The organism is Bacillus andreraoultii (genome assembly GCF_001244735.1).
Lineage (GTDB): Bacteria > Bacillota > Bacilli > Bacillales > Caldibacillaceae > Caldifermentibacillus > Caldifermentibacillus andreraoultii.
The window spans coordinates 546,920-561,220 of sequence record NZ_LN868937.1; the positions used below are offsets into that span (position 1 = coordinate 546,920).

The 14,301-nt window shown below is 36.2% G+C and carries 15 protein-coding genes and 1 pseudogene; 14 read left to right on the plus strand and 2 right to left on the minus strand.

The window, feature by feature from the left end; all coding sequences use genetic code 11:
* Positions 1-41: 41 nt before the first annotated feature.
* Together BN2144_RS07845 and BN2144_RS07850 are read right to left on the minus strand one after the other, a co-directional pair.
* Entirely contained in the window at positions 42-1,067 is a 1,026-nt protein-coding gene (locus BN2144_RS07845) for an LCP family protein (protein ID WP_230199718.1), read from the minus strand.
* Positions 1,068-1,706 carry a YigZ family protein gene (locus BN2144_RS07850; protein ID WP_033827738.1) on the minus strand — a complete coding sequence of 213 codons (639 nt, stop codon included), beginning with the start codon at positions 1,704-1,706 and terminating at the stop codon, positions 1,068-1,070.
* 350 nt (positions 1,707-2,056) lie between these two features.
* Between BN2144_RS07850 and BN2144_RS07855 the strand changes: the two genes are divergently transcribed.
* The 14 genes and pseudogenes from BN2144_RS07855 to BN2144_RS07920 form a co-directional block, all read left to right on the plus strand.
* Entirely contained in the window at positions 2,057-3,202 is a 1,146-nt protein-coding gene (locus BN2144_RS07855) for a sensor histidine kinase (protein ID WP_033827739.1), read from the plus strand.
* A 307-nt stretch (positions 3,203-3,509) separates the two neighbouring features.
* Positions 3,510-4,214, plus strand: a complete 705-nt coding sequence (locus BN2144_RS07860) for a response regulator (RefSeq protein ID WP_094763139.1) — start codon at positions 3,510-3,512, stop codon at positions 4,212-4,214.
* 463 nt (positions 4,215-4,677) lie between these two features.
* Positions 4,678-5,520, plus strand: a complete 843-nt coding sequence (locus BN2144_RS07865; RefSeq protein WP_033827741.1) for a DegV family protein — start codon at positions 4,678-4,680, stop codon at positions 5,518-5,520.
* A 390-nt stretch (positions 5,521-5,910) separates the two neighbouring features.
* Positions 5,911-7,407, plus strand: a complete 1,497-nt coding sequence (locus BN2144_RS07870; protein ID WP_033827742.1) for an ATP-dependent helicase ComFA — start codon at positions 5,911-5,913, stop codon at positions 7,405-7,407.
* A 207-nt stretch (positions 7,408-7,614) separates the two neighbouring features.
* Positions 7,615-8,337, plus strand: coding sequence for a ComF family protein (locus tag BN2144_RS07875; RefSeq protein ID WP_033827743.1), 723 nt, complete (start codon positions 7,615-7,617; stop codon positions 8,335-8,337).
* Positions 8,338-8,515: 178 nt separating this feature from the next.
* Positions 8,516-8,938, plus strand: coding sequence for a TIGR03826 family flagellar region protein (locus BN2144_RS07880; RefSeq protein ID WP_033827744.1), 423 nt, complete (start codon positions 8,516-8,518; stop codon positions 8,936-8,938).
* Positions 8,939-9,024: 86 nt separating this feature from the next.
* Positions 9,025-9,288, plus strand: a complete 264-nt coding sequence (flgM, locus tag BN2144_RS07885) for a flagellar biosynthesis anti-sigma factor FlgM (RefSeq protein ID WP_033827745.1) — start codon at positions 9,025-9,027, stop codon at positions 9,286-9,288.
* 37 nt (positions 9,289-9,325) lie between these two features.
* Positions 9,326-9,817 (plus strand): flagellar protein FlgN, encoded by a 492-nt coding sequence (locus BN2144_RS07890; protein WP_033827746.1) that lies wholly within the window; start codon positions 9,326-9,328, stop codon positions 9,815-9,817.
* 38 nt (positions 9,818-9,855) lie between these two features.
* Positions 9,856-11,439, plus strand: coding sequence for a flagellar hook-associated protein FlgK (flgK, locus tag BN2144_RS07895; RefSeq protein WP_033827747.1), 1,584 nt, complete (start codon positions 9,856-9,858; stop codon positions 11,437-11,439).
* 69 nt (positions 11,440-11,508) lie between these two features.
* Positions 11,509-12,402 (plus strand): flagellar hook-associated protein FlgL, encoded by an 894-nt coding sequence (gene flgL, locus BN2144_RS07900; RefSeq protein WP_033827748.1) that lies wholly within the window; start codon positions 11,509-11,511, stop codon positions 12,400-12,402.
* Positions 12,403-12,621: 219 nt separating this feature from the next.
* On the plus strand, positions 12,622-13,194 hold the full coding sequence (locus BN2144_RS07905) for a DUF6470 family protein (protein WP_033827749.1): 573 nt from the start codon (positions 12,622-12,624) through the stop codon (positions 13,192-13,194).
* A 55-nt stretch (positions 13,195-13,249) separates the two neighbouring features.
* Positions 13,250-13,696 carry a flagellar assembly protein FliW gene (gene fliW, locus BN2144_RS07910; protein WP_268258026.1) on the plus strand — a complete coding sequence of 149 codons (447 nt, stop codon included), beginning with the start codon at positions 13,250-13,252 and terminating at the stop codon, positions 13,694-13,696.
* A 4-nt stretch (positions 13,697-13,700) separates the two neighbouring features.
* Positions 13,701-13,931 (plus strand): carbon storage regulator CsrA, encoded by a 231-nt coding sequence (gene csrA, locus BN2144_RS07915; RefSeq protein WP_033827751.1) that lies wholly within the window; start codon positions 13,701-13,703, stop codon positions 13,929-13,931.
* A gap of 149 nt (positions 13,932-14,080) precedes the next feature.
* A pseudogene (locus tag BN2144_RS07920) lies at positions 14,081-14,287 on the plus strand (flagellin N-terminal helical domain-containing protein); the annotation flags it as partial.
* Positions 14,288-14,301 lie beyond the last annotated feature (14 nt).

The following is a 14,301-nucleotide window of genomic DNA, read 5'->3' on the forward strand; positions in this document are numbered from 1 at the left end:
AGGAACAAAACAAAAAAAACCGATCCAATTTTCGGACCGGTTTATTCGTCACTAGCACTGCTGGCGGTATCAGTAGTTGATATTTCAAGATGTTCTTTTAAAATTGTAGAAGTATCTGCAACAGACTCAGGATCTAAACCAAAATAATATCCGCCATTAATATTAAGATCGTGCCCTTTTAATTTCATTGACTCAATGGATGAAATCGATTTTGCATAGGGATGAAGTGCAACGACATTTTGGAATGTTAAATTCGTCGTCAAATTGTCACCAATATTATCTAATACATCATCATATTTATTAATAGAAGAGATTGATGCGCTCTTTTCAATGATTGCTTGGATCACTTGTTTTTGCCGTTCATTACGCCCGAAGTCACCTAATGGGTCTTTTTTACGCATGCGGACAAAGGCAAGTGCTTCTTCACCATTTAACGTATGTGTACCTTTGTGAAGAGTAATGGCGTTTTTATGGTCTTTACTATCCATTTCTGAGAAGGTAAATGGGACATCAACCGTAACGCCTCCAAGTGCATCGATAACATCAATGAATGCATCAAAATTTAGTTTGACATAATAATCAACAGGTACATCAAGTAATTCTTCAACCGTTTCAACTGCTAAATCAACCCCGCCAAGGAAATGAGCCGTATTAATTTTGGTTTCATAATGTCCTGGAATTTGTACACGTGAATCCCTAGGCAAACTTAACATTTTTATCGAATGATCATTTTTGTTAAATGTTGCTAATAGTAAAACATCTGATCGACTTTTTCTTTCTCCTTCACGTTCATCAACACCGATAAAAAGAACAGAGAAATTGTCTTTACCAGGATATACTGGTTCAATTCGCTTATTTGACTTATCTCCACGTTCTAATTGTTGATGGGCTGCGTTTGTCATATCCGCAATTTTATTTGTTAAGTGAAAGCCGAATACGAGAACAACGGCTAAAATAATGAGTAGTGGTGTAGCGACCCAGAGCCATTTACGTTTCTTTTTACCTTTGCCCTTATTGACTCGTGTATCCTTTTTCATAATTTTCTCCTTTATAGGTAGGTTTATCATCTATTGATTTACAAGTTTTTCCAAGTAAAGGGTTTCCCCTTCAGTGATTTCAGCTTGGCCGTTCGTTAATTCTGTCATCCATGCTTGAAACGCATCTTCTTGGCCGAATTGGACATATGTTTCTATTTCTACACGGTCAAGATAATGGATGTCTTTTACATCATAGATAGAAGAGCGTAATTCATTTTCTACCTTACCAATCCAAGTGTAGTCGATAAAAGTATGCATAATGCGCATCAATTTTCTTTCGACAATACCCGTTGCATTTAATCCTTCAGAGGTAGCTTTAGAATAAGCGCGAATAAGACCACCTGCACCAAGCTTAATGCCACCAAAATATCTTGTAACAACAACTACCGTATCTTTAATATTTCTTTTTTTTAATACTTCAAGCATGGGAACTCCAGCTGTACCACTTGGTTCTCCATCGTCATTTGCTTTTTGTATTTGATCGTGTTCACCAATTAGATATGCTGAACAATTATGAGTTGCATTCCAATTTTGCTTTTTAATTTTTTGAATAAAGGCTTGCGCATCTTCTTCATTTTCAACCCGATCAATATACGCGATGAAGCGGGACTTCTGTATGACAATTTCATGTTCTCCATAACATTTTACTGTTAAATAATCCGTTCTCAATAGAAAGCTCCCTTCATATGTTTTCTACTTTTTAATAGGAATATGACTGGAAAAGTCAAGTATAGAGAGTTTTTTGGATACATATGAAATTTGGAACATAATTTAAAACCTAATACATAAGTTCTATTATAATAGGAGATTCGTATTATCGCAATTGTTCAAAGTACTTTTCCAGTAATCTATCTTGGTTGAAATTGACTTCCTATTATGTAAAAATGTAGGTAAATACTGAATTATATGGATTTTACCATTAAAAACTTATAAATTATTTGTAGAAAAATGTTATGATAATAAGGAAAATATAAGTTAAGAAAAGCTATATTAATATTTGGATACTTTGGAGTGTTATTATGTCCGTAAAGCAATTTAATGCAAAAACGTTGGATGATATTTTAAAGAAAATGATTGACACGGTTGATGAAAGTAAAACAGAAATATTCAAGATTGGCGAACAGAGCCGGAAAGACTATGAGTTTATTGTTGACGAGATAAAGAAAACAAAACGAATGGTTGCTGAAGCGATTGATGAACAAGAGCGGCTGGAAAGGGAATTGAGAGGGGCACGAAAACGACTATCTGAAGTAAGCAAGTATTTTGAACAATATTCCGAAGAAGAGGTTCGTACCGTTTATGAACATGCCCATAAATTACAAACAAAACTTACTATGTCGAGGCAAGTTGAAAAACAACTTCGGGAGCGTCGAGATGAGTTAGAGCGTCGCGTATTAGGTATCCAAGAAACGATTGAACGTGCGGATAAGCTTGTCTCTCAAACGAATGTCGTTATAAATTATTTAACGGGTGACTTACAAAATATGACTCAATTTATTAAAGATGCTCACGAAAAGCAAGAATTTGGCCTAAAAATTATGGAAGTCCAAGAAGAGGAAAGAAAGCGCCTTTCTCGAGAAATTCATGATGGTCCTGCTCAAATGTTAGCAAACGTCATGATGCGCTCAGATTTAATTGAGAAAGTCTATCAAGAACGTGGAATTAATGAAGCTCTCCTAGAAATTAAACAATTAAAAAAGACCGTCCGAGATGCCCTCTATGAAGTCCGCCATATTATTTATGACTTACGACCGATGGCATTAGATGATTTAGGTTTAATCCCTACTCTAAAAAAATATCTACAAACGGTGGAAGAATATAATAAAATGGCAAAAGTACACATTCCGTTCACTTATTTTGGGGAAGATAAACGATTAAATACGAAAATGGAAGTAGCCTTATTTCGCCTCATACAAGAATCTGTACAAAATGCACTGAAACATGCGAAGGCAAGCGTCATTCAAGTGAAACTCGAAATGAATCAAAAAAATATTATTGCTGTTATTAAAGACGATGGGATCGGTTTTGACCCGAATATCAGAAAAGAAGATTCTTTCGGCTTACGTGGTATGAAAGAAAGAGTAGAATTACTGGAAGGTACCCTGACAATCCAATCGAACATTGGCCAAGGGACTAAAGTAATTATATCAATCCCGATAAAATAAGTATTTTGGACCTAGATAACTACTCCTCTTTTTCAGTAAAATTAACTAATATAAGTTTAAAAAAATAGGTTATTAAAAAATCAATGGGGAATTTCACGTACAATTATGTCTTCATCATTTACATTTTGTGAAAAATTGTTTTTAAAGCAGGGAGATGCCTGATCAATATAGAACTAAATTAATCATGAAATAAATACTTTTAAAAAAGTATACCTTTATCTTCTACACGGTTGAGAAAGTTTACGTATCAATCTTCCAGTTTCTTCAAGAAATAAGGAAGCTACATCGGCAAAGGGAGGAAACGATGTTGAGAAAAACAAGAATTTTAATTATAGATGATCATCAATTATATCGTGAAGGAATTAAAAAAATATTAGAGTTTGAAAAGTCATTTGAAGTTGTAGGAGAAGGAACGGATGGGAACGAAGCAGTAGAATTAGTTGAAAGATACCAACCAGATGTCGTTATTATGGATATTAATATGCCAGATGTCAATGGTGTCGAGGCGACAAAACAGCTAATAGAACAACGACCTGAAACAAGAGTCATTATTTTATCTATTCATGATGATGAAAACTATGTGACCCACGCTTTGAAAACTGGTGCATGTGGCTATTTACTAAAAGAGATGGATGTCGATTCATTAATTGAAGCGGTGAAAGTTGTTGCCGAGGGAGGCTCATATATTCATCCGAAAGTTACCCACAATTTAGTTAAAGAGTTTCGTCGACTAGCGGAAAATGCATCGAAGGCTCAAGTCGATCGTGGTGCTGCACCGCTTTATGAAGTTCGTCGACCTTACCATTTATTAACTAGACGTGAATGTGAAGTTCTTCAACTTTTAGCAGAAGGAAAAAGTAACAAGATGATTGGAGAAACGTTATATATTAGTGAAAAAACAGTAAAAAACCACGTGAGCAATATTTTACAAAAAATGAACTGTAATGACCGTACTCAAGCTGTCGTAGAAGCAATTAAAAAAGGTTGGGTAGAGGTATTACAAAAAAGCTAATTGAGAGAACGGCTATCTCTAGGGGAAAGGGATAGTCTTTTTTATGCAGTAGAGAGTATCTAGGAAATGGTTTAGCTGTATGTTTTAGGTGCGAAAAATAATTGCTCGGCAAATGAAGTTCTCCAAAATCATGAAAACGCTATATACTTGCGGTGCAAACTTAAAAAAACAAATTCAAAAAATGTCGAATTGAAATCTCAAATTTTGGAAGGCTAGAATAGATATGGTAGTATTAAAAAACAATGGAAAGTCGTTCACGTGTATTGATATTTTTTCTTCCTTTCATAAAAAATCTTCGTTTATCTCTAGCGGGGAAATATCATTTACATGTAGAATAGAATAGTATAGATTTATTTTGTGTATTCCTATTATATATTTATCATAAGCGTTATTATAATTATTCCATTTGCACTTATTTACGTATTATTTTTAAAAGAACTTATTATGAAAGGAAGGGATGTTCGTGAAGACAGCGGTTGTTACAGATAGTACTGCCTACATACCGAAGGAAATTCGGGAACAGTACAATATTCATATGATTCCTTTAAGTGTCGTATTTGGTAATGAATCATATAAAGAAGAAGTCGAATTAACTGCATCTAATTTTTACAATATGATGCAAAATCAAAAAGACTTACCAACAACAACCCAACCATCCATTGGCATGTTTGTGGAATTATTCGAACAGTTATCTAAGGAATATGATGCGGTCATTAGCATTCATTTATCAAGTGGAATTAGTGGAACATACCAAGGAGCTGTTTCTGCGGGAAATATGGTTCAATCCATTAAAGTATATCCATATGATTCAGAAATTAGTTGTATGGTACAAGGGTTTTACGTGTTGGAAGCTGCGAAATTAGCTCAAGCTGGAGAAGACCCTGAAAAAATTATTGCTCGTTTGGATGAATTAAAAGCGACATCAAGAGCTTATTTCATGGTAGACGATTTAACAAACTTACAACGTGGAGGTCGGTTAAGCAGTGCCCAAGCTATCATTGGTGGACTTTTGCAAGTAAAACCACTTCTACATTTTGTCGATAAAGTCATCGTCCCCTTTGAAAAAATCCGAACAAAGAAAAAGGCAATGAACCGAATTGTCGAATTGCTAGGAGAAGATGCAAAAACAGGTGCAGCATATCAAGCAACCATTATTCATGCTGAGCGTGAAGAGGAAGCAAAACAGTGGAAAAAAGAACTAGAGGCTCTCTATCCGAATGTAGAATTTACACTAAGCTATTTCGGCCCGGTAATCGGAACCCATCTAGGTGAAGGTGCCATGGGATTAGGTTGGATGAAGAAATAAAATTACCGGTTGCAAACCTAGAGAAGATATAACTTACTAATGTCAATAGCGCACGCTTAAGCCAATCAGTTTATACTGGTTGGTTTTTATGTGGGATTTTATAAAGAAAAAATAGCAATTTTTACAAATCCTCACCGAATAACGAGTTATTTATCTAGTAAAAATGCATTTCCTTCATTGTATAGCTCCAAAATCTTCAAAATCATGATTTTTCCAAACGAACAATGTATTATATAATCCGTATTAAGTTCATCTCTACCATATTTTTCGCCAACGGAATTTCAACCTATATTCCTTGGAAACGAGAAGAGATGAGATTGATTGAAAAAAATATTTATGACTTAACTGTCGGTTAAAACGTCATTATTTCAACACTTAGGAGGGGTATGATTGCTATTTATCCAAAAAAACAATGAACTACTTCCCCAGCTGCTTGCAAAAGATGAGCGAAATATGCTTGTTAAAATTAGTGATATCGATGTAGTCCATCCATTACCCATTGACGAAAACTACCCATTTAATACCGATATGCGAAAATTTTTATCCGGACGACAGTTGTTACTTGACGAGATTCCTTTTTCACTTGAAGAATTACACGATCATTATCAACACGGATATATTCACTATCAAAAGGGCGTACATCTAGACGGTAAAATATATCGTTGTGAAAGATGTCATAATCGCGACCCCGCCTTATTCTCCTCGTTCATTTGTTCACGTTGTAAAAGCTATTGCACGTATTGTCGGAAATGCATCATGATGGGACGTGTTAGTCAATGTACGCCATTAATTACTTGGACAGGACCGAATCCCCAATATACGTATGAAAATTCATTACGGTGGGATGGTGAACTATCCTCGTCACAAAAAGAAGCATCAGACAAAATAAAAGAAGCTATCCAAGAAAATAAGGACCTTCTCGTATGGGCGGTTTGTGGTGCAGGGAAAACAGAGATGCTCTTCCATGGTATTGAGGAGGCGCTGCGACTTGGAAAGCGGACGGCCATTGCTACTCCTCGAACCGACGTCGTCCTTGAATTAACTCCCCGTTTGCAACATGTATTTCCTGAAGTTTCAATTTCCTCCTTATATGGTGGGAGCAAGGACCACCATCGGTATAGTCAGCTCGTCGTTGCAACAACTCACCAATTATTACGATTCCATCAAGCGTTTGACTGTTTAATTATTGATGAAGTAGATGCTTTCCCGTATTCTGCTGATGAAATGTTACAACATGCTGCAGAAAAGGCAAGAAAGCAAGATGGGTCAATGATCTTTTTAACAGCGACTCCGAAAGAACAATGGCAAAAAGAGTGTTACCGCGGCCAGAGAAATTGCGTTATTTTACCAGCGAGATTCCATCGCCATTCATTACCAATTCCAAAATTTACTTGGTGTGGTGATTGGCGAAAAGAGATTAAAAAAAGTCGGATTCCAAACCCTGTTCTCCGTTGGTTTAAGGAAAGATTAGAAACGAATAAACAAGCCTTATTATTTTTCCCCCATATCGAATTAATGGAGCAAGCCCTTCCTCTTTTTCGGAAACTGGATTCGAATATACAAGCCGTTCATTCTGAAGATCCGAATCGGAAAGAAAAAGTACAAAATATGCGAAAGGGCAGTACACAAATCCTATTAACGACAACCATTTTAGAAAGAGGAGTGACGTTTCCAAATATTGATGTGGCAGTTGTTGGAGCGGAAGACGGAATTTTTACAGAAAGTGCTTTAGTGCAAATTGCTGGTCGCGTGGGGAGAAGTCCACAATACCCGACAGGTGACATTACCTTTTTTCATTATGGAAAAACGCGTGCGATGGTCCGTGCCCGTGAACAGTTGGTAAGGATGAACCGGGAAGCGAGGAGGGAAGGCTTAATTGATGGGTAAGGAGATGTTCTCATTAAAAAGATCATTTTGTGGGTGAAATTACGGATATTTTCAGGCTTTCACTCATGAATGAATCGTTCGTTTTAGGAACAACTCATTGAACGGAAAATCGATAAATTGTCGGAATTACACTCATACATCGGCCAATCCAATTTTCGAATTTTACTTATAATCATCTGCTTTGTCAACATTCGGAGGTGCGCAGTATTGAACTTTTTTAAATCTGACCTTTGTCTACTATGTTCAAATACAATAACTAGAACAATCGGTTGGACCACACTCCTACTTGGATTGGAGAAGACACTGTTATGTGAAAAATGTCAAGGACAACTGCAACGAATCCAAGGTGAGATTTGTCAAATTTGCAGTCGCCCACTAGATAAACTAGACCCACAATTTCGAATTGGTCACCATTGCCTTGACTGTACGAATTGGGAAAAATCAAGCCGGTGGAAAAATGTTCTAGAGAAAAACTACTCACTATATGAATATAATGACTTTATGACTGAAGTAATTGCCCGGTTTAAATATAGGGGAGATTATGCCATTGCAAAAGTATTTTCGGCGTCTATCTCCGAGCAAATACAAAAAATAGAGTATGATCTACTCGTCCCGATACCGTTAAGTGAGGAGCGGCTTTATGAACGTGGGTTTAATCAAGCAGAAAGTTTAATTATCGAGGCAGGATTTGCGCCAACAAACTTACTTACAAGAGTCCACACGGAAAAGCAATCAAAAAAGACGCGAAATGAACGAATTCATCTTCCACAAGTTTTTCAAATTGCGCAAACAAGCCAACCGATAAGACAAAAACGAATTCTCCTCATAGACGATGTGTACACGACAGGTTCCACACTCCGCCATGCAGCAGAACGTTTAAAACAAGCAGGTGCAAAGTCAATCAAATCATTAACTTTAGCAAGAGGATAGATTTACGCCTTTACAAAAGAATATTCACAATTACACGTTAAAATAACGAAAAACTATCAAACTTTCACATTTTTAACCGAAAAGTATAGTAGTGTATGAAAGTCTCTTAAGATTTGTTTCTTAAGTTCTCGTTGTATAATAGACATAGATAGTTACCAACAGAAAGGATGAGCAGAAAATGGATTTAGTCAATTGTACGAATTGTGGTTCGATTTATGTGAAAAATCCCATACGTGATATTTGTGATAAATGTTATAAAGAAGAAGAACAAGCTTTTGACAAGGTTAATTCCTTCTTAAAGCAAAGACAAAATCGAACCGCCTCTATGATTCAAGTAGTCGAAGAAACCGGTGTTGAGGAAGATTTAATTTTGAAATTTATTCGTAAAGGTCGAATTCGTTTAGTTAACTTCCCTAATCTTGGATATCCTTGCGAAAAATGTGGAAAACCTATTCAACGAGGTAGACTTTGTGATCGTTGTGCGAAGGAATTTAAAAGCGAGTTAGAAGTATTTGAACAAGAGCAGGAACGACAAAAGGAGATTGCTGAGAGGCAAGTAACTTATCATGCGATTGATGAAAAATATCGAGGAAAACGATAAAAAGAGTAAAATAATATTAAACAAATTCAGGATAAGGTCGATATAAAATATAGTAAAACTGTTCGATGGAAAGAGAGGAATTCAAAGTGAAGATAACTAATTATGGTCCATCGGGTTTGAATCCGTATAAACGTGAATTTCAAAAAGCTGAAACGGTGAAAAAAAGTGTTGGAAAGACGAACGATCAAATCGAAATTTCATCTGAAGCATTAAAATTACAACAGAAGTCTGATCCAGCCCGCCAAGCAAAAATTGCAGAAATTAAAGAACAAGTTCAAAACGGTACGTATAAAATTGACCATCAAGAATTAGCGAAAAGTATATACAATTACTATATGAAAAAACAATAAATTAGGATCGGAATAAGATAGAAAATAGGTGAGGGCGATGAAGTTTGATTCATTAATACGAATACTAGAAAAACAACTGAAATTATATACAAGCTTATACGAAATAGCTATAAGTAAAGTAGATGTCATTAAAGGAAACGATATTTCAACCCTCAACCAAATGATGAATAATGAACAAAAACATATTACAGCTATTACAGCGTTGGAAAATGAACGGATAAAAGAGTTACAACAATTATTCCAAACAAGCTCTGGGTCGCAACCAACGATGAGCGAATGTATTGAAAAGGCTGATATTGAACAAAAATTAATATTAGAAGATTTATATAAAAATCTGACGGATCTTTTACAAAAAATCAAGGAACAAAATGAATTAAACCAAGAGTTAATTCAACAATCGCTGCAATTTGTCAATTATTCATTAGATTTATTCCAACCGAGAACAAAATCAATTAATTATGGGCCGCCATCGGGTAATAAAAAAGCAACCCCTATTGGTTCTCGTTCCATTTTTAACTCACAAGCATAGAAAGAGTACAACCTCTTTATGAACGGAGGATAATATAGATGGTTTCCACATTTCATGGATTAGAAACAGCAAAACGCGGGATGACTACTCAACAATCTGCACTCTATACAACAGGACATAATATATCAAATGCAAATACACCAGGTTATACAAGACAACGAGTGAATTTTCGTACATCTGAACCATTTCCTGGCAACGGGCTGAACCGTGCACAAATTCCAGGACAGATGGGGACAGGTGTAGAAGCAGGTACAATTGAACGTGTCCGCGAAAGTTTTCTTGATCTTCAATATCGCACAGAGAATACAAAATTAGGCTACTACAGTTCATTAAGTAGTTCTCTTGCGAAAATGGAAGATATTATGAATGAACCAAGTGATAGTGGTTTACAAAGTGTTATAAGTCAATTTTGGAACTCGCTACAAGATTTAGCCGACCATCCCGAAAATCTTGGTGCCCGCCAAGTTGTCGCTTCACGGGGAGAAATGTTGGCAGATACATTCAATTATTATTACAACTCACTTGATCGAATTAAAAGTGACCTTGGCAGTGAAATCGATGTAACAGTAAAAAATATTAACACAATTGTTTCGCAAATCGATGAACTAAATAAACAAATTGCTAGTGTTGAACCACATGGGTTGCTTCCAAATGACTTATATGATAAACGGGACTTACTTGTTGACCAATTGTCGAGTCTTGTGAATATAAAAGTAACGACAGAAAAACCTGATCATTATGGTCAACCAGCTCCAACAGCACAAGGTTACTATCAAATTGAGTTAGTTCAAAAAGATGGAACTTCTTTTGGCTCGAAAGCAATGTTACTCTCGGTTGATAAAGGGACAGGTAACTCAACTATCAATAAATTAACGGTAACAGGTGAAAATACAGCAGATGCGCCACTAAAAGGGAATGTAAGTTCAGTAAAAGTTGGCAACCAAGAACTTGATGAATTTAACTTCACTGGACGGCTCGCAGGTCTCATTGAAAGCTATGGGTATAAAGATCAAGGAACTGATAAAGGATATTACCCACAAATGCTTGAAAAACTAAACAAACTAGCCTATGCTTATGCCAGCGAATTTAATGAAATTCATCGGAATGGCTATGGATTAAATAGTGACCAAAAGGCAGGCAATTTCTTTGATATCGGTTCAAGTACATCATTTGATAAAAATATTAATTATGCGCAAATCATTAAAGTAAGCGATGATGTAAAAAAAGATCCAGCAAAAATCGCTGCATCCGGAGATCCAGGTAGTAACTCTGGTAATAATCAAAATGCATTTTTACTTTCAAAAATAAAGTCAAAGGATTTTAGTGAATATTCCGCTTCACTTCCAGACGACATGTCAGGAACATTTGATTTCTATTATGCCGCGATGATTGGTGACCTTGGGGTTTCTGCTCAAAGTGCGAATAAAAATAGAGATAATGTCCAGGTGTTAGTTGATTCTGTTGAAAACAACCGTCAATCTGTTAGCGGTGTTTTACTAGATGAAGAAATGACAAATTTAATTATGTTTCAACATGCTTATAATGCATCAGCACGAATGATTAATGTCATTGATGAAATGTTAGATAAAGTTATTAACGGTATGGGCGTAGTCGGCCGATAATCGATTGTACATGAATTTTAACTTTAATAGAATGTTTCCGACAATACTTTAAACAGAGGCGGTGAAAACATGCGGGTAACTCAATCCATGTTATCAAATAATATGTTACGGAACTTAAGTAATAGTTATAATAAAATGGGGAAACTTCAAGACCAGCTAGCAACTCAAAAAAAGATTACTCGACCATCAGATGATCCAGTTGTAGCAATGCTTGGACTTGGATATCGAACTGACCTAAATCAAGTACAACAATATACGCGGAACATTAGTGAAGTAAATAATTGGCTTGAATCAACAGATGATGCCATTACCCAAGGTGTAAAAGTTCTTCAACGGGTACGAGAACTAACTGTACAAGCATCTAACGGGACATACGAAGAAACCCAACGTGATGCAATTGCTGTTGAGGTCGAACAATTACGTGACCAATTACAAACAATCGCCGAAACACAAGTCGGTGGGAAATATATTTTTAACGGAGCAAATACGAATCAGGCACCAAAAGACGGTCAATTCTCTGATGGGGATATTACGATTGAAATTTTTGATGGAATCTCAATGACGGTCAACACAAAAGGAAAAGATTTATTCGGTTCTGCTCTTAGTGAAAAAGATCAGACAACAGGTGCTGAAGAAGGTACTTTGAATGGTTTGATAAAAATATTAAAAGACCCAACAGCAACGGATGGTCAAATCAATGAATATATTGGAAAAATCGATAAAGAAATTGATCGGTTTTTGAAAGTTCAAGCTGAAGTTGGGGCAAAACAAAACCGGGTTGAAATGATGAAAGATAGACTCAGTGCTCAAAAAGTGATTTCAACAAGAATACTTTCTGAAAATGAAGACGTCGAAATGGAACAAGTAATTACTGAAATGATCACACAAGAATCAATCCACCGGGCAGCGTTGAGTGTCGGTGCAAAAATCATTCAACCATCGCTTATGGACTTTTTAAGATAAATATAGATGATAAGGAGCTATTCGTTTGGGATAGCTTTCTTTTATCTACTAGGAAAGTATAAATTATTCAATTTCTACTTTCCTATACGCCCGGCGTAAGTACGGCTCTGCTTTCGTCTAAAGTCTCCAACCCTGAGTTTTCTTAATGGCTATCCCTTAACTTAAAATAATCACATGATAGTCTCACTAGATTTATTTCATATCATGAGGTGGAAACTGATGAACTTACCACAAATACGTCTCGAATCGACATTTGCAAAAATTGGTATCCAAACGGAGAAACCAATTCAAACCATTGAACAACCGAAAGCCATTCAAACGATCGAACAGCCAAAAGCACAATTATCAATCGAAACTGTACCAGCTCGACTCACAATTGATCAAACGGAAGCATGGGCACAACTTGGCTTTAAAACAATTCCTCGATTAGTGGAAGAAAATGCACAAAATGGGAAGCAAACTGCTATGGAAGGAATCGCTCGCCGCGTTCGACAAGGTGATGAGTTAATGGAGATAGAATCAGGAATAAACCCATTTCCTTCTCAGGCAATTGAAAATGGATATAAACCGGAAGCCCAACTTAGCATCGGTTGGATTCCGTCTCATGGCAGTGTGAACATTCATTACCAACCGGCCGACGTACAAATAAATGCTACACCACAAAAGCCGAACATTGACCTACAAGTTCGAAAACCAATCCACGACTATACCCCAGGAAAGGTAAATATTTATTTAGAACAAAAGAACACGCTAAAAATTGATTTTGTTAATTTGTTTACTGAATCGGTATAATAAAAGTATAATGTCGCACGTCTCATTGCAATATTGATAAGTAGGTGGAAACATGATGAACATAAAAACAAAATACCACGGCGAAATGGTAATTAATGAGAAGGAAATCCTTACTTTTGAGAATGGAATTCCGGGTTTTCTTGATGAAAAGCAATTTATTCTTTTACCGCTCACAGATGATCGTGTTTATTTTGTTTTGCAATCGGTGCAAACAGAAGAACTGACATTTGTTGTGACCGATCCATTCCTCTTCTTTCCAGACTATGATTTTAATTTGGAAGATACGGTCGTTAGTCAATTACACATCGAAGCACCAACCGATGTTAAAGTGATGAATATTTTGACTTTACAAGACCCGTTTGAAAAAACAACAGTCAATCTACAAGCACCAATCGTCATTAATACAAAAAATAATGAAGCCAAACAGGTGATTTTAAATAATGAAGCGTACAAAACAAAACATCCATTGTTTAAAAAATCGCCTGCATCGGTAAAGGGGTGAGCCGATGTTAATTTTAGCGAGAAAAAAGGGTGAAGCCATCCAAATCGGCGACGGCATCGAAATCAAAATTGTCTCGATTCAAGGTGATCAAGTAAAGATCGGCATCGAAGCACCGAAAGAAGTAGAAGTCTATCGAAAAGAAATCTTCGAGCAAATTCAAGCAGAAAATAAACTCGCAGCGGCAATTCCAGCAAACCTAATTAATTTGGTAAAAAATACCGGAACAAAATCATAACTTTTTTAAACGAAAGGCTAAACACCTTTCGTTTTTTGTCGATATAAGGAATGTAAGGGCGAACGAGGGCTGCAGACCTTTGAACCCCTGAAAAAACTTTGGGCCCACAAGGAAGTGAGCCAACAAAATTCAAGGAGGAATATTTTATTATGAGAATTAATCACAATATCGCAGCACTAAACACATATCGTCAGTTGGGTAGTGCTAATGCTGCACAACAAAAATCAATGGAAAAATTATCTTCAGGTTTACGTATTAATAATGCAGCAGATGATGCAGCAGGTCTAGCAATATCTGAAAAAATGCGCGCACAAGTACGTGGATTAGATCAAGCAGCAAAAAATGCTCAAGACGGTAAACTAGAAATGCC